The sequence below is a fragment of the Arsukibacterium tuosuense genome, assembly GCF_900215315.1.
GTDB classification, from domain to species: domain Bacteria; phylum Pseudomonadota; class Gammaproteobacteria; order Enterobacterales; family Alteromonadaceae; genus Alishewanella; species Alishewanella tuosuense.
The window spans coordinates 250,668-276,014 of sequence record NZ_OBEB01000003.1; the positions used below are offsets into that span (position 1 = coordinate 250,668).

Below are 25,347 nucleotides of genomic sequence, written 5' to 3' on the forward strand. Positions count from 1 at the left end.
GATGAATATTGCAATAAAACGGCAATTCCTTTCTATTTTATGATAAATGAAAATATAAAACCAAGCTTGATGACGCTGCGTATAACGTCAGTAACCAAACAACGACTATTTATAATTGCGTAAAGCCGGGAAAGACAAATATGTTGGAAACTACCGTGCTAACAGGGCATCATGATGCTTTATCAAAGCAGAAGCGAATAAGCCAGCGGATGACCATAAATACTGATAACGAACCACGTACCGGGCAATGGGAAGATGCTCTGACGTTGGTAGCATTACATCAGGACAAAGCAGCCTATGCTGAATTGTTCAGGTATTTTGCCCCGAGGCTCAGAGCCTTTGGCATAAAAATGTTTGGTAATGAACAACAGGCAATGGAAATGGTGCAGGACGCCATGCTGAATGTCTGGCGTAAAGCCCGCTTATTTGACGCGAGCCGGGGCTGTGCATCGACCTGGATTTTCACTATCGCGCGTAACGTTCGCTTTGACATGCTCAGAAAAAAGCAAAGCCGTAAAGATGATATCAGTGCTGACGATTTGTGGTTTGACGGCGATTATCCTGAGCAGGAAAGTAATAGCAGTGATAGTTGGGATACCATGTTAATGAGCGAGAAATTAGCGCCTCATTTTGACGCATTGCCACCCGCCCAACGCATGGTAATGCAGAAAGTTTACTTAGAAGAAAAATCTCATCAGGAAGTTTCTGATGAATTGGCAATACCCCTAGGTACAGTGAAGTCCCGGATACGATTAGCACTGGACAGATTGAGAGAGGCATTAGATGACACACGCAGTTAAATTTCATCCAGGCTTAATGTTACTGGAGCAATATGTCGAAGGGTCACTGTCTGCCGACGTCGCGCTTGCGGTGTCAGCGCACATAGACTTATGTCCTCATTGTCAGCAACTTAGTAAAGATATTACTAACGATCAAGCTGCGGTGCTGGCTGAACAGGATGTTTCTGGCCGCGATGCTGAGCAGGAATGGCAGCAAATGCTTAATTTTATTACCAGCCAGCCTACAATATCGTCGTCTGCATCAACGCACACAGATACTGCACCGCAGGTTGCAAGCGTTTCGGTAAATGGCAGAACATTTGAGATCCCAAGAGCGCTGGCCAGACTAGCCGAGAAGCAAAATAAATGGTTGCATCTTGGCGGTATCGCCACAGCTAAGCTACCCACAGCGGACAAGCAACATGTGTCATTGCTTTATATCGATAAAGGAACTGAGGTACCAAACCATACCCACCTTGGCCTGGAAATGACATTGGTGTTAGCAGGTAAAATAGTGGATGAAAACGGCGAGTATGGTGTAGGTGATCTGTTGATTAATTCACCTGACGATACCCACACCCCCAGAACACTGGCTGACGAAGACTGCCTATGCTTGTCGGTACTCAGTGCGCCGTTGAAATTTAATAAAGGTTTGACGCGGTTATTGAATCCGTTACAACAGTTTTTCTATTAACCAGGAAGTCTCAGCTTGGTGGAGCAAGCTTGGCGCCGTGCAAACGGCGCTTTTTTTTGGTTGTTTTTACCAGCAGCTTCAGACAAGCAACGCCATGCCGCCATTTAAATTATAGACCGTTGCAAAGCCAAACCGGCGCAGCACCTTACACGCCAGCAAACTACGATTGCCGCTGCGGCACACCAGTAGTAACGGTCGGGTTGGCGTTAGTTGCCGGCTAATCAAGGCATCACATAATTTTGACAACGGCACGGCCAGCACATCTGCTTTTACCGGCAGATGCTGCTGCAAAGGCCCGGCAGTCTGTTCATGAGACTCCCTTACATCTATCACCTGTAGTTCAGGTTGTTGCTGTAATACGTTGGCAAGCTCTGATTTATCCAGTAAGCGACTGGCATCCGTTATCGCAACTTCCACCAGACCACAATAATAATGACTGGCATGCTGCAGCTCTGCGGTTTGCGCGTTTAATTGTTGCTGCCATTCTGCTGCCGGCAGCCCCGCCAGCACTTTAGCAAACAGCTCACTTTCCTGCTGTGCCAGTTGCAAGGTGGTAGCAAACCGCTGGGCGTAATCGTGACTGGACAATAGCAGTGTATCGGCGTCAATTTGTTCGGCCAGATTTTTAATACTGCGTTGCAGCACCATAGCATCGCCATCGGCCAAATCAGTGCGGCCGATGCCACCGGGAAGAATAACATCGCCAACAAAGGCCACTAATGTTTGTTGGTCCCGGCGCAGAATAATGCTAATCGCGCTGGCGCAATGGCCGGGAGTCGCTAGCCGTGTTAATTGAAAGTCTGCCAGATTAAGTTGCTCTGTCGCGGTTGGCCAGCCAAATTCGTCACAATGTTGCTGATCAAAATGTAATGCCTGACGCAGCATTAAGGCCGCACTTTGTTGCTCTGGATGCTGGTGGGTTTCCAGAATTGCCAGCAAGGTTAACTGTCGTCCCTGTACAATATTAATAATCCGGTTTACCAGTGCCGCTACCGGGTCGATAACCAACGCCTGGCCGCTGGCTGCATCAATTAGCAGGTAACTGCAGCTATCTTCGTGCTTCAGTTGCAGCAAACCATCGGCATGGATCTCCAAGGTTGGCGTGGCATCCGTTACCACCAGACAATGCTTGTTTACTACTGCTTTTAATGCGCGGATAGCATTACAGGCATCAGCGCATTCAGTCGCTGACATAGCCGGGCCGAATGACAAGCGAATAGCCCCCTGGCTGCGCCAGGCAGCCAACCCCATCGCGTCGAGCACAAAGCTAGTGGGAACTTTTGAGCTGCAGGCCGAACCAGAACTTATCCGGATCCCCGCCGCGTCGAACAAGTCCATAATATCTTTACTGTAAAAGCCAGGTACTGAAAAATTTATAGTGGTCGGTACGATATAAGGCTGATCACTATTTAACACCAATTCTGGAAATACATAACGTAGCGCTGCAGTTAAGTCAGCCCGGTAATGCCACAAAGTGTGTTCTGACTGAAATATTTTACCGTCAGCGCGCTGCACCTCGGTTAACACAGCGCCCAGCGCAGCGATACCCGGTAAGTTTTCAGTACCTGAGCGCAACCCCCCCTCCTGACCACCGCCTGTAATAAACGGTTGATATGGCGCACTGGCTCTGACATACAAAAAGCCTATTCCTTTGGGCGCATAAAGCTTATGACCACTAAAAGGCGCATAATCGATAGTCGTATCCGCCAGTTTGAGCGACATCTTACCCAGCGCCTGGACACAATCCACTAACCAGTAAACAGCGGGGTTTGCTGCCCGAATGCACTGTTCCAACTGATCTAACTGCTGTTTAATACCCGTTTCATTGTTGGCCGCCATAGTACAAATTAACCCGGCAGCAGGCGCATGCTGGCTAATAAAATTTAAGTCGAACTGACCGTTCTGATCTACCGGGATCGCTTTTATCGTTGCGTTAAGCTGCAACACGCTGTTCCAGTGTTTCAGGCTCTCGGGTACGGCTTTATGCTCAGTTGCACCGTATAGCAACAGGGTTGACGCCCCGTTTTTTCCCTGCTGCCGCAAGGCCAGCAAGGCCGACACTACTGAACTTTGAATACCCTCAGTGGCACCCGAGGTAAACAAGATACGGCCATCACCGGCACCGGTAACCTGCCGCGCCAGACTGCGGGCATGCTCGAGGGTTGCTTTGGCTTTAATACCGGTAGTATGGCTGCTACTGGGGTTGCCAAACTGCTGTTGCATACATTGCATAGCAGCAGCCGCAGCAACAGGCAGCACCGGTGTCGTGGCGTTATTATCTAAATAGATTTCAGCTGGACGGATACGGGGGGTTACTGATGCGTGTTTCATCCTCGGGCCTATTTTACACGGCGATGCCGCTTATAGCTAAAAGAGATATCTTATAACCTGACATCATAAATGGCAGCGCCTGAAACAACAAGCGTAGCAAGACGCTATCTGGCCGAATAACACTCACAAAAAAGGCTGCATTTAGCAGCCTTTTGTCTTAGGTTAGCAGATCTGACGTTATTCAATCAGGTCTTTAGGGATATCCGGCCTTAGCTCCTGCCAGATCTTACCGCTTTCAATGCCGTATTTACGCACTGCCATTACCACTTCATCGTGTTTACCAGCTTCTGCATATTGTTTAAGCTGCGCATAATATTTGCGGGCCAGTTCCCGTGCCGCCGGATGAGAAAAGTAAAAACGGGCGATTTTATTATACAAGCCGCGAAAGCCATTCAGGATCAGCACGTATATCCGGTTAGAAGAGTGCAAGGCCAGTTCATGATTTAAGTTATAGTCAAATTCAGCAAAGGCAGCGGCCGTATCATCCAGTACTTCAGCATCGGTAAAAGCAGCAATCACCTCTTGTTGATGCGTTTTAATGGCACCACGAATATAAATAGCGCTGATATTTGTCCGGGCAGACAGTAAATCGTCGACTAATTTAGGCATCTGATCTTCGTCAAGCCGGGCCAGCGTTTCCAGAATATTCAGGCCTGAAGTTTCCCAGTAATTATTCACTTTGGTGGGTTTACCGTGCTGAATGGTAAGCCAGCCATCGCGCGCCAGGCGCTGCAACACTTCCCGCAACGTGGTCCGGGTTACACCAATCAATTCAGACAGTTCACGCTCTGCCGGTAAAATTGATCCGGGTGCAAATTTGCCGTTCCAGATCGAATCCACTATATACTCTTCTGCAAAACCGGCAGGGCTTTGCGCTTTAATCAGATTGGTCATGCCAAAAAATCCGTCAGGGTCATCATACAAGTTGACTGATTGTACCAGAGCGCTGCCAGTTAACAAGTCGGCACTTAAAAATAGCCAGATGGAAGTAACACAACAATTGTGTAATGCTGATAAATCCCTTAAATTAGCCAATTAGCTGATTGTTATACCAATAGGAACATCTATGCTGGCTACAATAAAAAAAATATCACGCCATCGCCTGTCCTGGTTTTTACTGATTGTAAGCGCACTGGCTTTACTAGCCAGCGGCTTGTATTTTCAGTATGGCCTGAATTTACAACCCTGCATTAAATGCATTTATATCCGGGCCGCATTTGCCGGTGTACTGCTGGCGGGTCTGCTGGGGTTACTGGCACCACGACAGAGCATGGTACGTTTACTTGCTATCGCCCTGTGGCTGACCAGTGCTGCTATCGGCCTTTATCAGGCGCTTGAATTAGTTAATATTGAGCAAACGTTGGCCGCGGGGGGCTTTAGCAGCTGTGCGCTATTTGCTGAATTTCCTGCCTGGCTGGCACTGGATAAATGGTTACCCAGTGTGTTCGAAGTGACCGGCAGCTGCGGCGCAGTTGACTGGCAATTTTTAGGCCTGAGTATGGCATATTGGAGCATGCTAATCCTGGCAGCCTATTTGCTGACAGCTGTGGTAGTGTTAATTGGCCAGCTTGGCCGGATTTCTAATAACCCCTACCGCTAAGCACATTACTGAATGCCTGATTCAAAAAAGCCCTGCAATCGCAGGGCTTTTTTTTTCCGCTATCTCTTACCGTAACCGTTACAGAATAGCCAGTAACTCGACGTCGAATACCAGAGTGCTGTATGGGGCAATAGCATTGCCTGCGCCACGCTCGCCGTAAGCCAGGTTCTGTGGCACATATAAGCGCAGCTTTGAACCGACAGCCATTAATTGTAATGCTTCAGTCCAGCCGGCAATAACGCCTGAAACCGGAAATTCTGCCGGCTCACCACGCTGATAAGAGCTGTCAAACACAGTGCCGTCAATCAGAGTGCCATGGTAATGGGTACGTACCGTTGAGGCAGTTGTTGGCTTTTCGCCTTCAGCAGCTACCAGAACTTCATATTGCAGGCCAGACGCCGTTATCGTTACTTCAGCACGCTTAGCATTTTCTGCCAGGAACATTTCGCCCGCTTCGGCCAGCGCTTTTGCTTTTTCCTGCTCAGCCGCTTGCATCCGCTCACTGATCACGCCAAACGCCGCCCGGATCTGATCTTCGCTGACTTCAGGCTGCTGCTCGTTGTAAGCCGCTGCTAAGCCTGCAGCTACCGCAGTAATATCCAGACCGTCAAACGGATTGTCGGCCAGTTGCTGGCCCATTTGTAAACCAATACCATAACTGGCGTGTTGTTCTAGCGTTGCATATTTATCAGACATAAGTTCCACTTTTGCTGGGCTGCCGGCAGAAACAGTTTGCCAGGCAGCAATTAAATTCGGCCAACATACTAACCTATCGCGGCGCGAATGTCTTGCCAGTGCAACCTATAGCAGCTGTACCTGCTGCCATAATTGTTGTACATGCTGCTGATCAGCATCAGTCAGTTCGCCGCCGTCTATCGCTTTTACCAGGCTTTGTTCCACCCAGTTACACAACCGGGGTTTATCAAATGGCTCAGCCATAACTTCCAGGCTACCCACTGCTAAATCAAAATGTCCCCGTAAATAACCGGCAGCAAATAACTGATCATCGGTGGCATCCGGGATCAGATTATCAAAATAATCGGCAACAGTATCAATATACTGCTCGGGTTTCGCTGCTTGATTCATACTACTCCTCGTCCTGATAACCTAAGCGGTATATGACATAATCGTTATAACCGGTTAGCACATTTAATAAGCCGTGCAATGCTTTATCCAGTGTCTGATCACCGGTATCTGCCAGCAGTGGCCGGCCATTAAGTTGCTGCAGCTTGGTTTTGGTCGCCAGCAACATGATATTATCCCGGCCGATGGCTTTAATTACAGCCGGTGACAGTTGCTGATTACCCCGGCCAAAGACATGGCCCTGGCCACCGATCAGGGTGATCACCAGTTTGCTCGGATAATCGCTAACCAGCTCGAGCAACTGGGTTGCCGTCACATCACTGGCAATCAACTCGCCATTCTCAACCACATCAACACCCAGCAAGGTATTAGCAAGGCCCAGCTCTGCCATTACTGCTGCGACGGTGCTCCCCGAGCCCATTACATAACGGATGTTGTCTTCCATTAAACCGGCGACATATGCGGCTAAATCGTCCAGCACCAGCTCCTCAGATTCTTTGCCGGCGGCTTTAACACTCTGGACATAGCGAAGCTCTGCCGGAATGCGCATTTCGCCGTAGCGGCGGGCCTTTACCACACCTTGCCGGAATGCTGTCTCGTCAATATCCATTACCGGTGCTTCGGCCAGCGTCACTAACTGACCGCTGATCAGCCGCTGCACCAGTTTGCCGGCTGCCTGCGGCGAAATAGCATAAACGCCGGAGTGAATTTTACAGCCGGCCGGAATACCCAGTACCGTTGTGCTGTTGCCAATAACACTACACAAATTCCGCGCCGTACCATCACCGCCGGCAAACAGCAGCAAGTCAACGCCCTGCTCTGCTATGGCAAGCGCTGCCTGCTCGGTGTCTGCAGCCACTGTTGGCGCTGTTGCCGGGGTATAACAAACCTGATAATTCAGCCCTAACTGCTGACACAAATCGGCACCCATTTCGCCCGCGACGGTGACGACCTGGAACTGATCTTTTAATGCTGATAGTTGACTAAGCGCCACTGCCGCACGCTCACCGGCCATTGGCACAGCGCCCCTTGCCAGGGCTTCTGCCGCCATACCATCACTGCCTTTTAACGCAACACTACCCCCCAGGCCCGCCAGCGGATTGATAATAAGACCTAAACGAAAGGGATTAATCATGGGTTTAGCTTCATCCGGATGCCTGTTAGCGAATGGCGCGCATTGTAACGATTTCAGCGGCCCTTGCCCAGTATTGCCAGCGCAAACCTGCTCCTGTTCTGCTTATAGCAACCGTGGCGACCTGAGCTTGCCGCACTGGTCTGACTGGTTTAGAGTACAGTCAGATAACTAACACGACTGAAAGGGACAACAATGTCACCACTTGAGCTGCAATTTGAGCAACTAAAACAAGCTTACAGCCTTCGCCCTTATCCGGATCTGCAGCAGCGCCAGCAGCAATTAACGGCTCTGCGCCAGGCTGTCCGGCAACACAGTGCAGCGCTGTGTGACGCAGTAAGCAGTGATTTTGGTTATCGCAGTAGTGACGAAACCCGTTTGCTGGAAATTATGCCCTCAATAAGCGGTATTGATTACCATACAAAGCAGCTAAAAAGCTGGCTAAAGCCACAAAAGCGACATGTCCACTACAGTTTTATGCCCGCCAGTAACCGCGTTATGCTGCAACCACTGGGCGTCGTCGGCATTATTGTTCCGTGGAACTACCCTATTTACTTAGCACTTGGCCCGTTAATGGCGGCTATTGCCGCTGGCAATAAAGCCATGCTGAAACTGTCTGAATATACCCCGGCGACCAATAAGGTGCTAAGCACCCTATGTCAGCAGGCGCTGGGGCCAGATGTTATTGTAGTTGAAGGTGAAGCAGAGATTGCCGCTGAATTTTCCCGCTTGCCATTTGACCATCTGCTGTTTACCGGTTCTACCGCGGTTGGCCGCAAAGTCATGCAGGCAGCTGCTGCAAACCTGACGCCGGTTACGCTGGAGCTGGGCGGCAAAAGCCCGGTACTGATTGCCCCCGATGCCGACATTCAGCAGATGGCGAAACGTATTTTGTTCGGGAAAACCGCCAATGCCGGCCAGACCTGCGTTGCGCCCGACTATGTGCTGGTACCTGCTGACAAACTGGAGCAGTTAATTACTGAGCTTTGCCAGGCTTTTAGTGGCTTTTATCCTGATTTTGCCACTAACCCGGATTATAGCTCGGTGATTAACCCGGCTCAGTATCAACGGCTGATGGCAATGCTTGAACATGCCCACAGTAGTGGTACCCGGGTGATTAACTGTGGCGATACCAGTGGTAAAAATGAACCTGCCCTGGCCAACAGCGAGCGGCGACTGGCACTGCAGTTAATTATTGGCGCTGATGATAATAGCAACCTGATGGAGCAGGAAATATTTGGCCCCTTGCTGCCATTGGTTCCCTACAAAACGCTGGAAGAAGCACTTAACTATATTCAGCAGCGGCCGAGGCCACTGGCGCTGTATTTAATGAGCAATGATAAAGCGACTCAGCAACAGGTGCTACAGCAAACTCATGTCGGAGGTGTCTGTATTAACGACACCCTGGTGCATGTGGCACAGGATGACCTGCCCTTTGGCGGCATTGGTCCGTCTGGGTTGGGTAATTATCATGGCAAAGAGGGCTTTTTACGGTTTTCGCACCAGAAAGCGATTCATCAGAAAGGCTGGTTTAACAGTGGTCAGTTTATTTATCCGCCGTTTAACCGCAAAGTGTTTAAAGCCATACTCGGCTGGTTAACCCGTTAAAATTCGATTGTGTTGTTCTGCACCGTGACTTCACAGCAGCGCAGGGTGGCTGGAAATACTTACTTCACCGGCTTCAAGGATCACGTCCCTGCCTGCGCAGCATCCATGCTGCTGTTACGTAAGTACACCAACCACCCTGCTTTCATTCTATATTCGCAATGTTTTTCGGCAAGGTTAATACTAACAGACAGGCCAGCAGCGCAAAGCCGGCAGCGAAGATAAAAGTTTGTGCTGCGCCCGCGCCATTTTGCCAGCTAAAACCAGCCAGATAAGCGCCAATAGCCCCGCCACCACCGAAAATAAGCCCGGCATAAATGGCCTGGCCCCGGCCGCGCTGCGCTTTTGGGAATACCTGCTGAATAAACTGCATGGCGCAGCTATGGGCAATGGCAAAACTGCCAGCATGCAATAGCATACTCAGCGCCAGCCACCAGACAGAGTGGGCCAGCAAGGCCACCATTAACCAGCGAATGGCAGTTAAGCCATAGCAAATGCTCAATAGTAAGCGATAGCTGCGGTTGCGCATAAGGCGCCCCGCGTAGTAAAACGCCACAATTTCCGCGGCTACCGCCAGGCTGATCAGTAAGCCGGTCTGGCTGCCGCTATAGCCTAAGTCGCGGCTATACAGAGTAAAAAAGCCATAAAAAGGCGCAAAGCTTATTTGCATCAGCAGTGCTGCACCCATAAAAACCCACAACACCTTGTGCTTAGCCAGTTGCCGGTAAGACAGTGTTGTAGCTGTTGCATCATGCGCTGGGGTCAGTGCCGGTAGATTAAGCAGACAGAACACTAACAGTAACAAAAACGCCAGCGCAGTAGCGGGCATAAACTCACTGCCATACAGCTGATAAAACCAACCTCCCAGCATCACCAGCACGATATAGCCCACACTGCCTGCTGAGCGGATCCGGCTATACTGCTCAGTGTTATTGTTCAGAAATAAAAAAGTGGAGACTTCCAGTTGCGGTAAAATAGCGGTCCAGAAAAAGCTGAACAGTGCCAGCGCGACCAATAAAAAACCAAACCCGGCATCAATAAAGCTGCCTAACCAGCCGATACAGGCCAGCACGGCACCCAATTGCATCACCCTGAGTGGCTTACTGCTGCGTTCAGCTAAACCGGCCCAGATAGCCGGCCCGACAATCCGGGTGGCCGTGACAATGGCCAGCATCAGACCTATCTGGCGCGAGTCAAAACCACGACCATCCAGAAACAGCCCCAGATAAGGCACAAAAATACCCAGCACACCAAAATAGGTAAAGTAAGCCAGCGCTAACGCTGGCCTGGCGGCCAATAATTTCATAAGGTCATAGGGTCCTGACGAACACTATTTAATTACCGGTTAGCGTTAGCAATGTCCGGGGTATGCACGCTTACGCCGGCATTCTGGGCCCGGTGACGTAATAAGTGGTCCATTAAAACAATAGCAAGCATCGCTTCTGCTATGGGTACCGCCCGGATACCCACGCAGGGGTCATGCCTGCCTTTGGTAACAATATCAACCACGTCGCCATCGACATTAATACTCTTACCCGGAATACTGATACTCGATGTTGGCTTTAAGGCAATACTGACCTTCACATCCTGCCCTGACGAGATACCACCGAGCGTGCCGCCCGCATGGTTGGAACTAAAGCCCTCTGGCGTTAACTCATCGCGGTCAGTTGAACCGCGCTGCTCCACCACCGCAAAGCCATCACCTATTTCCACCGCTTTGACGGCGTTGATACTCATCATGGCATGGGCAATGTCGGCATCTAACCGGTCAAACACCGGTTCACCCAGCCCCACCGGCATACCTGTTGCTACGACATTAACCCGGGCACCAACTGAGTCGCCATCTTTTTTAAGCTGACGCATATACTCGTCCAGCGCGGCAATTTTATCCGGATCCGGACAAAAGAACGGATTGTTTTCTACTTCATCCCAGTTCAGCTTTTCTGCTTTTACCGGGCCTAACTGTGCCAGATATGCACGGATGTCGATACCACAGTGTTCTTTTAAATACTTCTTGGCAATAGAACCTGCCGCAACCCGCACTGCGGTTTCCCGCGCCGAGGAGCGGCCACCACCGCGATAATCCCGAATGCCAAACTTATGCCAGTAAGTGTAATCGGCATGGCCGGGCCGGAATAAATCTTTAATATTGGAGTAGTCTTGCGAGCGCTGATCGGTATTCTCAATCAACAGACCAATACTGGCACCGGTTGTGGTGTCTTCAAACACACCGGATAGAATTTTTACCTGGTCCTCTTCCCGCCGGGCCGTGGTGTAGCGCGACGTACCGGGTTTACGACGATCTAAATCCAGTTGCAAATCATCAGCGGTTAAATGCATGCCTGGCGGACAACCATCAACAATACCGCCTATTGCCGGACCATGGCTTTCACCAAAAGTGGTAACTTTAAACAACTGACCAATGCTGTTGCCGGCCATTTAGCTCTCCTCAAACAAGTGTTGGTAGGCAATAAGCTGAGCTTTACTCAGCGCAAACACGCCAAGGCCACCGGCTGTAAACTCAAGCCAGTTAAATTGGACGTCTGGATACCTATCCTGCAATTCAACCATACTATTGCCTACTTCACAAATTAAATAACCCTGCTCGGTAAGATGAGCGGCAGCCTGCGCCAGAATGCGCCGGGTTAACTCCAGGCCATCATGGCCGGACGCCAGCCCCAGTTCCGGTTCGTGCCGGTATTCTTCAGGTAAATCAGCCATATCATCAGCATCGACATAGGGCGGATTGGTGACAATCAAGTCATATTGCTGACCGGTTAGCGCATCGTATCCATCAGATAAAATTGGGTATACCCTGTCCAGCAAGCCATGCTCGTTAATATTAATATCGGCGACGGCTAATGCATCCGGGCTGATATCTACTGCATCAACCTGGGCCTCAGGGAAAGCATAGGCACAGGCGATGGCAATACAGCCTGACCCGGTGCATAAATCGAGGATCCGTTCCGGCGGTGCCGCAAGTTCAAAGCGGCTGAATTTTTCGTTGATTAGCTCGGCAATGGGTGAGCGTGGCACCAGCACCCGCTGATCAACATAAAAAGGCAGCTGGCAAAAATAAGCCTGATGGGTCAGATATGCCGCGGGCATCCGCAGCTCTATGCGCTGGGCCAGTAAGTCGATAAAGGCCCGCCGCTCGGGCCGGGTTAGCCTTACCCCCAATAATTTATCATCTGTTAGCGGTGGTAAAAACAAACAATGCGCCAGCAATGCCGCCGCTTCATCCCACGGGTTATCCGTACCGTGACCGAGATAAACACCCGCTTCGTTAAAGCGACTTACCGCAAATCGCAGCCAATCATGCACGCTGACCAATGTATCAAGCGCCTCATTAATATCAGATTCTGAAAACATCGGGTTGTAATCGGCCATAACAGTATTCGCTCTTTGTAAAAAATGGGCAGATTGTATAGACTTGCGCGATGCAACGAAAGAAGCTTTCTCCTCAAGCCCGCTTATCTGCCGAAGACAGCGACCTTTTTCGCCAGTCGGTTACTGGCGCACGTCCGCTATTGCAAGACAAGATAGCCCCTGTCAGCAAAGCCAGCAAGAAAAAAGCCCGGCCAGCGATCAATACGCCACAAAACGAGCAGCACCTATTCTTTTTTTCTGATGGCTATGAAGGTTTTGTCAGTGACGGCGGCTCGTTGTCTTATGTTCAGCCCGGTGATGACCCAAGATTAGCCGGCCGTTTAAAGCGCGCCGAGTTTCAGCCTCAGGTGGTGCTGGATTTACACGGTTTAACCCAACTGCAGGCTAAGGCCGAACTGGCGGGCTTACTGGCCTATTGCCAGCAGCAACAATTTAACTGCGCCTGTGTAGTCCATGGCAAAGGCTTAGGCATTCTGGCACGCAAAGTACCGAACTGGTTAATCCAGCATCCCAATGTGCGGGCGTTTCATACCGCGCCAAAAAGCTGGGGTAAACATGGTGCGTTATTACTGCTGCTGAAAATTAATCAGCCAGAGTTTGAACTACGCCAATAACAACGGTAATTCACAGATAAGGTATTCAGGGTCTAGCCGTGTGATAGTAATGCCAGATCCTGCGGCGCCATTTTTTCCAGCAGGCGCCCCCCTGTTACCGGTTGATAATCGATACAACATAACGAAGCGGTACTGAAAACCGGTGTTTGTCCCTGCTGAGTCAGCATTTCTACCAGAAAACTGACTAAAGGCATATGAGATACCAGTAAAATTCTGGCATCGGGCTGTTCACTTAGCTTTGCATCAATCAAATCAAGTGTAAGCTGAGGGAGACCGTCGGGTACCAGAGCAGTTTGAGTATGCAATTGACATTCCGGGCCTTGCTTACTCAGCATAATTTCGGCAGTCTGACCAGCACGTATATAAGGGCTAGTCCAGATATCGCTGAAAACGCTGTAGCAATTGTGCAGCCACTGCGCCATTTGCAGTGCCTCCCGCTTGCCTCTGGCGGTCAGTTGACGCTGACTGTCTTGCTTAGTCAACGGCTCTGCTTCACCATGGCGCATAATAACAATGTTAACCATTTATATTGATACCGTACTACTTAGTCAGTGTGATTTTGTTTGCCATTGTTAAAAAGCATACGCTGGGCAAAAATTGTGCGCTATGATAAATAAAGTCTGGCACGAACGTAACTGCTATTAACGCATAACACAAAGCCTGTTTATTACTAAATGCTATCAAAAATCGGCAATCTTGCAGTACTACCATACCGACATAGGATAATTCTTGGAAAAAGTACATATAAAGCAAAGCCCAAACGATAACAGAGCCTATCACCACCTGACACTCGACAATGGTCTTACTGTATTGCTGGTAAAAGACAGTAATGCAGAAAAAAGTGCTGCCGCCCTTACCGTAAACGTCGGGCATTTTGATGACCCGGCGGATTACCAGGGAATGGCGCACTTTTTAGAGCATATGCTGTTTCTGGGTTCAGAACACTTTCCCGACCCGGGAGAATATCAGCAATTTATCAGTCAACATGGCGGCAACCATAACGCCTGGACCGGCACCGAGCATAGCCATTTTTACTTTGATATCGATACCCCTCAGTTGCAACAGGCTATTGCCCGTTTTGCAGATATGTTTTGCCGGCCTTTATTTACCGAAGCTTATGTTGAGAAAGAACGACATGCCATCGAAGCGGAATACTCGTTAAAACTGAAAGATGACAGCAGGCGTATCTATCAGGTGCATAAAGAAACCATTAACCCTGCGCATCCTTTTGCCAAGTTTTCGGTGGGTAACCTTAATACCCTGAATGACAAACCGGAACAAACGTTGCGTGGCGCGCTAACACAATTTTACCAGCAACAGTACAGCGCAAGCAGAATGAGCCTGTGCGTGGTCTCGCCAAACTCACTGATTACCATGGAACAGTGGGTGAAACAGTATTTCGCCGCCCTGCCAGCAGAGCTGCCGGCAAAAGCGCCACTGGCTGAGCCACTCTATCTGGCAGATCATCAGGCCATTTTACTGAATATCAGACCACACAAAGATTCAGACAAACTGGTCGCCAGCTTTGCATTACCTGATATTCAGCCCTGGTATCGGCATAAAATAGTCAGCTTTCTGGCATCCATCCTGGGGGATGAAAGCGACGGCTCTTTACTCAGTTATCTGAAAAAAGCCGGTCTGGTCAATCAGCTCAGTGCTGGCGGTGGTATTGATGGCAGTAATTACAAAGACTTTACGGTGTCTTTTGAACTGACCAAAGCAGGCCGTGCGGACACCGGCACCGTGTTACGCGCACTCTACAGCGCCCTGGCCAGAATAAAGCAACAACCACTGCCGGAAAATTTATTTGTTGAACGACAAAAGCTGCTGCATTGGTCCTTTATTTATCAGGAACCGGCTGACGCCCTGCAGACAGCCAGTCAACTGTCGGTAAATCTGCAACATTATCCGATTGAAGATACTATTTTTGGTGATTATCGGATGGAGTTGCCAGATGCGTCGCTTTATCAGCAGCTGTTGAGCTGGTTCAGACCAGATAATATGCGGCTGATGTTAATAGCACCTGACGTGCCGGTACTGTTAGAGGCGAAATGGTATAACACGCCCTACTCCGTCACTAAACTCAGTGATGAACTGCTGCAGACGTTGCAAAATACCGGCCCTGATCCTGAAATTACCTTGCCAGGATCTAACCCTTACCTGACCGAGCAGCTTAACTTGCTGGAGAAGAATCAGCATATGGCTGTACCGGAACAGATCTGCAACACCGCACATTTAAGTGTCTGGTATAAAGCTGATACAGAGTTTAATACCCCTAAAGGCCATATCTTTTTGCAACTCAGTCTGCCGCAAAGCATTAGCAACAATAGCCAGCTTGCCACCAGCCGGCTATGGCTGGAATTATTTCAGGATCATATTAATCAGCAATTTTATACCGCAACCAATGCGGGACTCAATTATAACCTGCATGTTCAGAAACAAGGCATTAGCATTCATACCTCAGGTCTGGCCGCCAATCAAATTCAGCTGTTGCAGAATATTCTGCTACAAATAAATACCGTCACTTTTTCTGAGTCGCGTTTTAATGAAATCAAGCAACAGCTTTGCCGGCATTGGGCAAACAGCAGCAAGAGTAAGCCTGTCGCCAGATTATTCAGTCAGTTGTCCGCCCTGCTCCAGCCGCTTAATCCTGAAATTGAGGTGTTAATTGAGCAACTGGAGCTGCTGAGCTTTCCACAATTTTGCCAATTTGCAGCACAATTATTAAATGACGTGCACCTGGAAGCATTAATGGTCGGAAACTGGACAAGCCGTAATGCAACCGATTTACAGCTTATGCTGCAGAACTGGCAGTCAAATCAGCCCAGCCTTGGCAGCAAAATCCCGGCAGAAACATTCAGCATAAAAGGCACGGGGCCTGTCTGGCTGCAGACTGAAACAGACAGCAGTGACCACGCCCTGGTCGTTTATCTGGCAGCAGAACAGGCAAATGCGGCGCAAATGGCGCTGTTTATGCTGGCAAACCACCTGATGTCGCCGCATTATTTTCATCAGTTACGTACAGAGAAACAAATGGGTTACTTAGTAGGTACCGGCTATGTCCCAATTAACACTTTACCAGGTATCGCATGCTATATTCAGTCTCCCAACTTTGGGTGCACGGCGTTGTATCAGGCTACAGTGACCTTTTTTGAGGATTTTCTGCAGCAGATTGAAGAGATGACGGACGCAACCTTTATCGACCTTAAGCAAGGTTTGACGGCACAGCTCGCCGAGCGTGACAGTAGCCTCGGTTCGCGCGCGAAGCGACTTTGGCTGGCGTTGGGACAAGACGACACCCGGTTTGACCTGACTAATCGGATAATCTGTGCGCTGAATAAACTAGACAGACAGCATTTTATCGAATTGCTCAAGCAGCTGTTGGCCAATGATTATGATCTCTTATTGCTGGCTTCAGGCCCAAACGAGGGGATCAGTCATATAAAAACCATGAGCAGCGCTGAACTGCGGCAAAAAATTGCTGTAGCGTAAATTGATTTTGACACTTTTCCCAAACTTGGTTAACGTAGGCGGAATAATAATAAACATGTTGTAATTTGTGGGCATACGTCAGTTCCTTTGTGCTAAAACTACTCTTTTACTGCTGGCTGTTTTTCCGTTCAGGCTTTGGGCCATGAGCTGGGATGGCCTGCAGCCCTATATCTTTTCTGCCGTTTTGTTTTTTGCCTGTGCTGCGTTGCTGCTGGCACACGCCAGTATTGTAAAAATGCGGCGTTACCATAAACGCCTGGCTAAAAGCGAGGAAAGACTACGATTATCACTATGGGGTAGCGGTGACGAGCTGTGGGACTGGCGAATCCTGTCCGGCGAATTATATCGCTCCAGCTCCTGGTTAAAACCAGTTGAATTGAAACCTGAAACCCGTGACTTCCCGCCCAATAAACAACAAATTCATCCCCAGGATTTAGACAGAGTTATCAGCATACTGAATGATCACCTGAATGGCGGCAGCGCATTTTTTGAAGCGACGTACCGGCTACGCACCGCCGACGGACATTACATTTGGGTGCTGGACCGCGGCAAGGTGGTGGCTTATGCAAGTAACGGCAGCCCCAGCCGGATGACAGGCACCCTGAAAAATATTCACCAGTTAAAAGAAGCCGAAGGTAGAATGCAGTTGTTTGCGCGCTGTCTGGAGAACATATCTGACGCGGTGCTGGTCTGTGATACCCAGTTCAACATTATCGAAGTTAACCCGGCTTTTAGCAGCATAACCGGCAAAAACCGCACAGAAGTCATAAACAGCCGCTTTGAGTTGTCGCTGTACCCAAGCCGCTTTATGCAGGATATTCAGTTACAGCTGGCGAAACATGGCCGCTGGAGCGGTGAAATCCGCGAACAAAAAGATAACGGCGAAATTTATCAGGGTGAGTTGGCATTCGATGTTATCAAAGACCAGGAAGGCAACCCGCAGCAATATGTTGGTGTCTTGTCAGATATTACTGATCGCAAATTACGTGAAGCAGAGTTAAGCCGGCTGGCTAACAATGACACCCTGACCGGTTTACCGAACCGTGCAGTATTTATGACAAAACTGGCCAGCCTGGTCACCGTTGATGCCGTCCACGCCTTGCTGGTGTTCGACTTAGACAACTTTAAGAAGATAAATGACTCACTGGGCCATGAGTTGGGTGACACGCTATTGTGTAAGCTTGCGCAGCGGTTGCATACCGACCCCCGTTACCAGAATAAGCTATACCGGCTTGGTGGTGATGAATTTGCAGTGTTACTTAACGACACGAATGATATTCATACCATCACCTCGATGGCCAAAGGCCTGCTGGAGCAAATTAACCGGCCGTTTTTTATCAGTCAGCATGAACTGGCTGTAACCAGCAGTATTGGCATAGTACTGTTTCCGGACGACGGCAACGACCCGCAGGCACTGCTGCGTAACGCCGACACTGCGATGTATCATGCGAAAAACGATGGCGCTAACCGCTACCTGTTTTTTAACGACAGCATGAATAAACAAGCAGTTAAAAGGTTGCAGGTCGAAAACTTAATTCGTTACGGCTTAAAAGAAGATTATTTCAGTGTCTTTTATCAGCCGAAAATGGATATTCTGACCGGCAATGTGGTGGGTATGGAAGCGTTAGTCCGCTTTATTACCCCTAAAGGCGGCCTGGTAAGCCCTGCCAGCTTTATTCCGGTAGCCGAAGAAACAGGTCAGATAGTTGAAATTGGTGCCGTTGTGCTACGTAAAGCCTGTGAGGACGTTAAAAAATGGCTGGCATTAGGGCTGTTTCAGGGCCGGGTTGCAGTCAACCTGTCTGCCAAACAATTTATGTTGCCAAATCTTTGCCAGCAAATTGATGACGTTCTGGAGCAGTGTGAACTGCCGTCGTACCATCTGGAGCTGGAAATCACCGAAGGCACGGTAATGCAGTCGCCTAAACTGGCAATAGATACCATGAAAAAGTTACGGGCCCGCGGTATTCATCTGGCGATGGATGATTTTGGTACCGGCTACTCGTCACTCGCCTATTTAAAGCAATTCCCGCTTAACACGCTGAAAATCGACAAAGCGTTTATAGACGATATGGATAACGCGCGTGGCAGAAATATGGTAGATACCATTGTCACCATCGCTCACAACCTGAGCCTGAATGTGGTGGCGGAAGGCGTTGAGACCAAAGACCAATTGGATATGCTGCGCAAATTACGCTGCGAAACCATTCAGGGGTTTTACTACAGCAAGCCGTTGTCTGCCGCTGATTTTGCAGAGTTTTTACTGGCACAAAAGCACCAAACCCGGCTTAGTGTCATTCCGGGCTAAACCTTATAAAAAAAGCCCCGCAGGGCTTTTAGTCATAATCGGTTTCTAGTCAGAATCGGTTTCGACGTAAGAAAAATCGTCGGCACCGTCAGCAATACGCTTTTTACCAAAAACAGTATGAAATTTGCGTTTTTCATTCAGGCGCTGTTTGTATTTAACCCAGGTTTTCTCAAAGGCAGAGCTTGCTTCAGCTTCGCCACGGCAAACCAGAATAAAGCGTTGCTCTTCCTCGTTCGCCGGCTCACGTGCCCCCTGTTCCAGCTGTTGCATCGCGAAACCATGTTTTTCCAGCAGATTGCCTTCTGCCAGAGTAAAGCGCCCGGACCGCGTAAAACCACGAGGGAAATTGCGGTCATCGAAAAAGCGACGAGTAGCGACAAAACTTTGCTGCATCACTTTTTTCCTCTAATGTCGTTGAATATAAAGCCAGCCTGTTTAAACTGTGCGGAGTATGGTTAACAAAATTCCAGTCGTAAAACAAATATTTTTTATTGATACGATAAATAACTTTAAGGCTTTACCTTGGATACTGAACTGCTTAAAACCTTTCTGGAAGTGCAAAGAACCCGCCATTTTGGCAAGGCCGCAGAAAATCTGTATTTAACCCAGTCAGCCGTTAGCTTTCGCATTCGGCAATTAGAACAGCAACTTGGTGTTAATTTATTCAGCCGTTATCGCAATAATATTCAGCTTACCGCTGCCGGCGAGCGTCTGCTCCCACATGCTCAGGCTATGTTGACCGCGTTGCAGCGCGCTAAACAAGAAGTCGCATTAAGCAACAAGCAAGCGCAGCAGCTTTCTATTGCCGCAACCGCCAATGTCTGGGACAGCTTCCTGCTGCCGGGTTTTATTCAGGTGCAACAACATCATCCTGAGCTGGCCTGGCGCGCGGAATCATTGGGCAGAGAGCAAATCAGCAGGTTATTACTGGAACGCAACCTCGATTTAGCCATCGTTTTCGACCCACCCAAGGTTGACGAAATTCAGGTTGAAAAACTGGATGATATAAAACTGATAGCGGTAACAAGTAGCAAACACACTGCCGCCGACACCGCAATGGCGCAGCAATACATACTGGTGGACTGGGGAACGTCCTTTGATATTCAGCACGCCAAGCACTTTGCTGATATGCCCCCACCTGTGCTACGCACCGGCAGTGCCAAAATTGCTTTAGAAATGATGCTGCAAAGCCCTGCAACAGCTTATTTGCCGCAAGTGATGGTGAGACCATGGTTAGATAGCAATAGTCTCAGGATAGTGGATAGTGCGCCCCAGATGAGCAGAGAGTTATTTGCGGCAACTTTACATCAGGCAACCAACGAGCAGTTACTGCAGCAAATCATCCAGCAGTTGCGCCGCCACATCAGCAATCTGGCAGCTTAGCGCATGTTTGGTTATGGCCGGAACAAGCTGCTGTTTTTGCCGCGGGCTTTGCACAGTAACAACCGCTTATGGCTGTTGAACAAGGGCAACAGGAAGGGCCCGGTGAAAAGTGCGGCTAATGCCCATTGTAACGCCTGCATGCCACTGCGCAGTGCCGCAACATATACGCCAAACGCAACAACCAGCCAGACAACAGGTACTAATAACACCACTAACTCCTTACTAAAATTGTTAACGCAGCGGCCGGCTATTATACCGCCGACTGCTGGCGTTAACTGTTAATTTTTAGTTTAATTTTCAGAATCTACTACAAAACCTACTGATAAAAGCGGCTGTTTTGTTCTGCCATCGCTAATAAGCGCGGGCAAGGTGCAAATCGCTCACCGTGTTCGGCTTGCAACTGCCGTAGTGACGCCACCAGATTAGTGACGCCCAATGTATCAATATAGCGGAACGGGCCACCAAGAAATGGCGGGAAACCAATACCAAAAATAGCACCTATATCACCATCACGGGCTGAGGCTATAACACCCTCATCCAGACAGCGTACCGCTTCATTCAGCATCTGCGCAGTGCAGCGGTTGGCGATGGCGTCGCTGCTCAGCTTACCGCCCGGGGTAACACCCAATACGCTATACACGCTGTTATCAACGGTTTTAGCGCCTTTTTTCGCTGATTTACCATACAGATAAAAGCCTTTTGCCGACTTTTTACCTTTGCGGCCATCTGCCAGCAGTTTGTCAAAAGCCGGCGGTGGTGCAAAACGCTCGCCCAACTGCTCAGTCAGAATTGGCGAAATTTTAGCGCCGACATCAATGCCAACTTCATCTAACAACGTCATGGGACCCACCGGAAAACCAAATTTAACCAGGGCTTTATCAATTTTTTCTACCGGTTCACCCGTTAGCAACAGGTTGGCCGCTTCATTCATATACAGCGCCAGAATACGATTTACATAAAATCCGGCGCCATCTTTAACCACGATCGGCGTTTTACCCTGTTTACGGGCAAAGGCAACGGTAGTGGCAATAGTCTGAGCCGAGGTTTTATCATGCGCAATAACTTCCACCAGCGGCATCTTATCGACCGGCGAAAAATAATGCAGGCCAATCACGTTCTCCGGTCTTGTCGCTTTTGCTGCGATCTGGCTAATAGGTAACGAGCTGGTGTTACTGGCAAAAATGGTGTGCTCACCACAATGCTGCTCGATATCCGCCACCATTTGCTGTTTTAAGGCCAGATCTTCAAATACCGCTTCGATGACGAAATCGACATCATGAAAGCCGCTGTAATCCGTTGAGCCGGTTAATAACAATAACTGCTTTTGCATTTCAGCTTTACTGATAAAACGGCGTTTGAATTTTTTCTGCAGCAAGTCATAGCTATATTTAAGTGCGTTACTGATACCCTGCTCATTGATATCTTTAATTCGCACCGGCACGCCCGCCTTAGTGCTACTGACGTTAGCGATGCCGCCGCCCATCAGACCGCCCCCGAGCACCGCAGCTTTGCGGACTTGTTGCGGCTGGGTCTCGCCCGCCCCGGTTTCCTTTTTCATCTGGGTGGTAGCAAAAAACAAGCTGCGCAGCGCGGCGGACTCTTTGGTCATACATAACTGACCAAAGGCTTTTGCTTCTGCCGCAAGGCCTGCTGCGTAACCGCTATCCTGGCCTTTACGAACCACTTCGATAATTCGCACCGGCGCCGGATAATTGCCCTGGGTTTTTTTCAGTGTTTGCTTTAATGCCTGCGAAAATAATAAATTACGGCCCGGGCCGGTATTTTCCAGTAATTTGGCGACTATTCCTTTGTCTTTGCTTACACTTTTAGCTTTACCCTGCAACGCACGTTTTACTGCAGCGTCCAGTAAAATGGTGGCCGGCACAACATCGTCGACCAAACCGGCTTTCTTTGCCTGAGATGCGCGCAGCTGCTTACCGGTCAGCATCATATCCAGCGCTTTTTGCACACCAACCAGGCGTGGCAAACGTTGGGTGCCACCACTTCCCGGTAGTAAACCTAACTGCACTTCAGGCAGGCCAAGTATCGTTTTTGCCGAGTCCGTCGCGATTCTGGCATGACAGGCCATCGCCAGCTCCAGACCGCCGCCCAGACAGGGCCCGTTGATCGCGGCAACGACCGGGATCTTAAGTTGCTCGATCCGGTCAAACATCTGCTGACCCATCCGGGCAATGTCTTCAGCCTGCTCTGCCGTTTCACAGCTATCAAGCATAGAAATATCAGCACCAGCAATAAACGAGTCTTTTTTGCCACTGACAATAACCACACCTTTAACATCGCTGTTGCCTTGCAGTGTATTCAAAATAGCGTCAATTTCATCGGCAAATGAGGCTTTCAGCACATTCATGCTTTCACCCGGAATATCCATGGTGATTACCGCAACCTGGTCGTCACGTATCGCCAGGCTGAAACTGCCTTGTTGTTTGTTAGTCATTATTCAGTCTCCACGATCATTGCAGCACCCAAACCACCGGCAGCACAGGCGGTAGTTAAACCAATACCACCACCCCGGCGCTGCAGTTCATTCAGGGTTTGCACAATTAAGCGGGTACCCGTCGCGGCAAACGGATGGCCATAGGCTAATGAACCGCCATTCACATTAAACTTGTCCATATCAATCTCGCCAATTGCCGCACTGCGGCCCAGTTTTTCTTCGGCAAATTTGCGGCTGGCAAACATTTTAACGTTAGCCAGCGCCTGGGCGGCAAACGCTTCGTGCATTTCAATCAGGGTAAGATCGTTCAGGCTCATTCCTGCCCGGTCCAACGCAACGGGAGTAGCATATGATGGCCCCATCAGCATATCTTCATGCACGCCAATGGCCGAGAACGCATAGCTGCGGATAAAGCCCAGTGGCTTGTAGCCTAGCGCTTTGGCGCGGCTCTCTGTCATCATTAATACGGCCGAGGCACCGTCAGTCAGCGGCGTACTGGTCGCTGCCGTGACCGTACCGTGTTTGCGGTCGAATACCGGCCGCAATTTGGCGTACGACTCCAGCTTCGAATCCATCCGGATGTTGTTGTCGATATCGAGGAATTTATTATAGGGCTCGACATGGGCTGTCATCACTTCATTCGTCATTAAGCCGTTTTGCCAGGCTTTTGCCGCCAGGCTATGCGAGCGATGCGCCATTTCATCCTGGGCCGCGCGGCTGATACCATGGGTTTTTGCCATTTGCTCGGCTGTATCGCCCATTGACAGACCAGTGCTGTACTCCGCTACCGCGGGTGGTACCGGCATTAAATCTTTCAGGCCCAGCCTGCGCAGTATGCTGAACTTCTGGCCAAAAGTTTTCGCTTTATTCATATCAACCAGCGCCCGGGCCAGCTTTTTACTGACCCCGATTGGAAGCACTGAGCTGGAATCGGCACCGCCGGCAATAGCAATTTCAAGGGTACCGGCCATCATCGACTCAACCACGCTGGCTACAGACTGAAAGCTGGTCGCACAGGCCCGGGTAACACTGTAAGCGTCAGTATGCACGCCCATGCCGGTACCCAGCACGATTTCCCGGGCGATATTTGGTGCTTCCGGCATTTGTACTACCTGACCATACACCACTTGTTGTACCAGGCTGGCATCCAGTTCGCTGCGGATCAGCAACTCATTTACCACCAGTTTAGCCAAATCCAGCGCCGAAACGCCGTGTAATTCAGTTGCTTGTTTTGCAAAAGGCGTGCGTAAACCCGAGACAATCGCTATTCGATCACCGCTGCGGGTATGAAGTTTAATAGGCGCTGACATAGCTTTCCTCTTATCTAAGTTCGAAATTGTCGAAGCCAAAACAGGTCTGACCTGTAAAGATGGGTTGATTGTAACGACAGTTGCTACCAATTAAAACACTTGTTTTAATGCAAACTGAACCTTATTTAGGTTATAACGTCATAGCCTAGCTGTTTTTAAAGCTAACTGTGTAGAAAATAACCAAAACTTTTAACCAAAAGACTAATATCATTATGGTAAATGCGTTTTCCGCCTTAAAGTCGTATCTCGATAGTCAGGTATTAGGCCAACCTGAGCTTACAGAAGGTATTTTACTGGCCTTGCTGGCTAATGGTCATTTACTGGTAGAAGGCCCGCCAGGCCTGGCAAAAACCCGGGCAGTCAATGCGCTGGCTCACGGAGTAGAAGCCGAGTTTCACCGGGTGCAATTTACCCCGGACTTGCTTCCCGCCGATTTAACCGGCACCGACATTTACCGGCCGGAAACCGGCCAGTTTGAGTTTCAGTCCGGCCCGTTGTTCCATCATATTATTCTGGCCGACGAAATTAACCGGGCCCCAGCCAAAGTGCAGTCAGCGCTGTTAGAGGCTATGGCTGAGAAACAAATAACCGTTGGCCGTACCACCTACAAACTCCCTGAATTATTTCTGGTAATGGCTACCCAGAACCCACTGGAACAGGAAGGTACCTATCCGCTACCGGAAGCCCAGCTCGACCGGTTTCTATTGCACCTGAAAGTAGACTACCCCAGTGCTGAAACCGAGCGTGAAATACTCAGGCTAACCCGCAACGAAGCCCTTAATAAGGCGCAGAGTCAGCCGGCGGCAATAAGCCAGGCCGAGATCTTCAGTGCCCGCCAGGCCACTTTAAAGCTGCACCTGGCCGATAGCCTGGAGGATTACATCGTGCAACTCATTATGGCAACCCGCAATGGCGCAGCGTACAGTGCGAAACTGGCGTCGTGGGTCAGCTACGGTGCCAGCCCACGAGCCACTATAGCGCTTGAACGTTGTGCCCGGGCCAAAGCCTGGCTGGCAGATCGCGACTTTGTCACCCCAGACGATATTCAGGCGGTGTTTCATAACGTATTGCGCCACCGTTTGATCTTAAGCTATACCGCAGAGGCAGAAGGCATCACGACCGACAATGTGCTTACTGAAATTATTAACTGTGTACCCGTACCCTGAATAAC

At 49.6% G+C, this 25,347-nt stretch carries 22 protein-coding genes; 9 read left to right on the plus strand and 13 right to left on the minus strand.

Annotated features, from left to right (window positions below):
- The first annotated feature begins 140 nt into the window (after nucleotides 1-140).
- The gene (locus CRO03_RS08015; RefSeq protein WP_212682386.1) at nucleotides 141-800 is read left to right on the plus strand and encodes a sigma-70 family RNA polymerase sigma factor; all 660 of its coding nucleotides are present in this window, start codon (nucleotides 141-143) and stop codon (nucleotides 798-800) included.
- Nucleotides 784-1,473 carry a ChrR family anti-sigma-E factor gene (locus tag CRO03_RS08020; protein ID WP_097111102.1) on the plus strand — a complete coding sequence of 230 codons (690 nt, stop codon included), beginning with the start codon at nucleotides 784-786 and terminating at the stop codon, nucleotides 1,471-1,473. The genes CRO03_RS08015 and CRO03_RS08020 overlap by 17 nt, the downstream gene beginning before the upstream one ends.
- Nucleotides 1,474-1,551: 78 nt before the next feature.
- On the opposite strand, the gene CRO03_RS08025 is transcribed toward CRO03_RS08020, so the two are convergent.
- Nucleotides 1,552-3,804, minus strand: coding sequence for an aminotransferase class V-fold PLP-dependent enzyme (locus tag CRO03_RS08025; RefSeq protein WP_097111103.1), 2,253 nt, complete (start codon nucleotides 3,802-3,804; stop codon nucleotides 1,552-1,554).
- A 177-nt stretch (nucleotides 3,805-3,981) separates the two neighbouring features.
- Nucleotides 3,982-4,698, minus strand: a complete 717-nt coding sequence (gene fadR / locus CRO03_RS08030; RefSeq protein ID WP_097111280.1) for a fatty acid metabolism transcriptional regulator FadR — start codon at nucleotides 4,696-4,698, stop codon at nucleotides 3,982-3,984.
- Between the two features lie 172 nt (nucleotides 4,699-4,870).
- Here fadR and dsbB point away from each other — a divergent pair, with 172 nt between their 5' ends.
- Nucleotides 4,871-5,404: a disulfide bond formation protein DsbB gene (gene dsbB / locus CRO03_RS08035; protein WP_097111104.1), complete on the plus strand. Its 534-nt coding sequence runs from the start codon at nucleotides 4,871-4,873 to the stop codon at nucleotides 5,402-5,404.
- 78 nt (nucleotides 5,405-5,482) lie between these two features.
- Here the strand turns inward: dsbB and bamJ are convergent, their stop codons facing one another.
- From bamJ to CRO03_RS08050, 3 genes are all read right to left on the minus strand, one after another.
- A complete protein-coding gene (bamJ, locus tag CRO03_RS08040; RefSeq protein WP_097111105.1) occupies nucleotides 5,483-6,100 on the minus strand; it encodes a BamJ family beta-barrel-assembly machinery protein in 618 nt (205 codons plus the stop codon).
- 105 nt (nucleotides 6,101-6,205) lie between these two features.
- Entirely contained in the window at nucleotides 6,206-6,490 is a 285-nt protein-coding gene (locus CRO03_RS08045; RefSeq protein ID WP_097111106.1) for a YfcL family protein, read from the minus strand.
- Nucleotide 6,491: 1 nt separating this feature from the next.
- Nucleotides 6,492-7,622: an ATP-NAD kinase family protein gene (locus CRO03_RS08050; RefSeq protein WP_097111107.1), complete on the minus strand. Its 1,131-nt coding sequence runs from the start codon at nucleotides 7,620-7,622 to the stop codon at nucleotides 6,492-6,494.
- 192 nt (nucleotides 7,623-7,814) lie between these two features.
- Between CRO03_RS08050 and CRO03_RS08055 the strand changes: the two genes are divergently transcribed.
- A complete protein-coding gene (locus CRO03_RS08055; RefSeq protein WP_097111108.1) occupies nucleotides 7,815-9,227 on the plus strand; it encodes a coniferyl aldehyde dehydrogenase in 1,413 nt (470 codons plus the stop codon).
- A 142-nt stretch (nucleotides 9,228-9,369) separates the two neighbouring features.
- Here the strand turns inward: CRO03_RS08055 and CRO03_RS08060 are convergent, their stop codons facing one another.
- The 3 genes from CRO03_RS08060 to prmB are packed head-to-tail and all read right to left on the minus strand — an operon-like array spanning nucleotide 9,370 to nucleotide 12,614.
- Nucleotides 9,370-10,530: an MFS transporter gene (locus CRO03_RS08060; protein WP_097111109.1), complete on the minus strand. Its 1,161-nt coding sequence runs from the start codon at nucleotides 10,528-10,530 to the stop codon at nucleotides 9,370-9,372.
- A gap of 32 nt (nucleotides 10,531-10,562) precedes the next feature.
- A complete protein-coding gene (aroC, locus tag CRO03_RS08065) occupies nucleotides 10,563-11,663 on the minus strand; it encodes a chorismate synthase (protein ID WP_097111110.1) in 1,101 nt (366 codons plus the stop codon).
- The gene (gene prmB / locus CRO03_RS08070; RefSeq protein ID WP_097111111.1) at nucleotides 11,664-12,614 is read right to left on the minus strand and encodes a 50S ribosomal protein L3 N(5)-glutamine methyltransferase; all 951 of its coding nucleotides are present in this window, start codon (nucleotides 12,612-12,614) and stop codon (nucleotides 11,664-11,666) included.
- Nucleotides 12,615-12,664: 50 nt separating this feature from the next.
- Here prmB and smrB point away from each other — a divergent pair, with 50 nt between their 5' ends.
- Entirely contained in the window at nucleotides 12,665-13,228 is a 564-nt protein-coding gene (gene smrB, locus CRO03_RS08075) for an endonuclease SmrB (RefSeq protein WP_097111112.1), read from the plus strand.
- 32 nt (nucleotides 13,229-13,260) lie between these two features.
- On the opposite strand, the gene sixA is transcribed toward smrB, so the two are convergent.
- Nucleotides 13,261-13,752, minus strand: a complete 492-nt coding sequence (sixA, locus tag CRO03_RS08080) for a phosphohistidine phosphatase SixA (protein ID WP_097111113.1) — start codon at nucleotides 13,750-13,752, stop codon at nucleotides 13,261-13,263.
- A 205-nt stretch (nucleotides 13,753-13,957) separates the two neighbouring features.
- On the opposite strand from sixA, the gene CRO03_RS08085 reads away from it, so the two are divergent.
- Nucleotides 13,958-16,720 (plus strand): insulinase family protein, encoded by a 2,763-nt coding sequence (locus CRO03_RS08085; RefSeq protein WP_097111114.1) that lies wholly within the window; start codon nucleotides 13,958-13,960, stop codon nucleotides 16,718-16,720.
- Between the two features lie 142 nt (nucleotides 16,721-16,862).
- Entirely contained in the window at nucleotides 16,863-19,028 is a 2,166-nt protein-coding gene (locus CRO03_RS08090) for a putative bifunctional diguanylate cyclase/phosphodiesterase (protein WP_245861535.1), read from the plus strand.
- 45 nt (nucleotides 19,029-19,073) lie between these two features.
- Here CRO03_RS08090 and CRO03_RS08095 read toward each other — a convergent pair whose 3' ends face one another.
- Nucleotides 19,074-19,421 (minus strand): MaoP family protein, encoded by a 348-nt coding sequence (locus CRO03_RS08095; protein WP_097111116.1) that lies wholly within the window; start codon nucleotides 19,419-19,421, stop codon nucleotides 19,074-19,076.
- A 129-nt stretch (nucleotides 19,422-19,550) separates the two neighbouring features.
- Between CRO03_RS08095 and hdfR the strand changes: the two genes are divergently transcribed.
- Entirely contained in the window at nucleotides 19,551-20,411 is an 861-nt protein-coding gene (gene hdfR, locus CRO03_RS08100; protein WP_097111117.1) for an HTH-type transcriptional regulator HdfR, read from the plus strand.
- Nucleotides 20,412-20,422: 11 nt separating this feature from the next.
- On the opposite strand, the gene CRO03_RS08105 is transcribed toward hdfR, so the two are convergent.
- The 3 genes from CRO03_RS08105 to fadI all read right to left on the minus strand — a co-directional run bounded on the left by CRO03_RS08105 (nucleotide 20,423) and on the right by fadI (nucleotide 24,176).
- On the minus strand, nucleotides 20,423-20,620 hold the full coding sequence (locus CRO03_RS08105) for a hypothetical protein (RefSeq protein ID WP_097111118.1): 198 nt from the start codon (nucleotides 20,618-20,620) through the stop codon (nucleotides 20,423-20,425).
- A 107-nt stretch (nucleotides 20,621-20,727) separates the two neighbouring features.
- Nucleotides 20,728-22,866, minus strand: a complete 2,139-nt coding sequence (gene fadJ, locus CRO03_RS08110) for a fatty acid oxidation complex subunit alpha FadJ (RefSeq protein ID WP_097111119.1) — start codon at nucleotides 22,864-22,866, stop codon at nucleotides 20,728-20,730.
- Nucleotides 22,866-24,176, minus strand: coding sequence for an acetyl-CoA C-acyltransferase FadI (fadI, locus tag CRO03_RS08115; RefSeq protein ID WP_097111120.1), 1,311 nt, complete (start codon nucleotides 24,174-24,176; stop codon nucleotides 22,866-22,868). Before fadI ends, fadJ begins: the two co-directional genes overlap by 1 nt.
- Nucleotides 24,177-24,388: 212 nt before the next feature.
- On the opposite strand from fadI, the gene CRO03_RS08120 reads away from it, so the two are divergent.
- The gene (locus CRO03_RS08120) at nucleotides 24,389-25,342 is read left to right on the plus strand and encodes an AAA family ATPase (RefSeq protein WP_097111121.1); all 954 of its coding nucleotides are present in this window, start codon (nucleotides 24,389-24,391) and stop codon (nucleotides 25,340-25,342) included.
- Nucleotides 25,343-25,347: the final 5 nt, after the last annotated feature.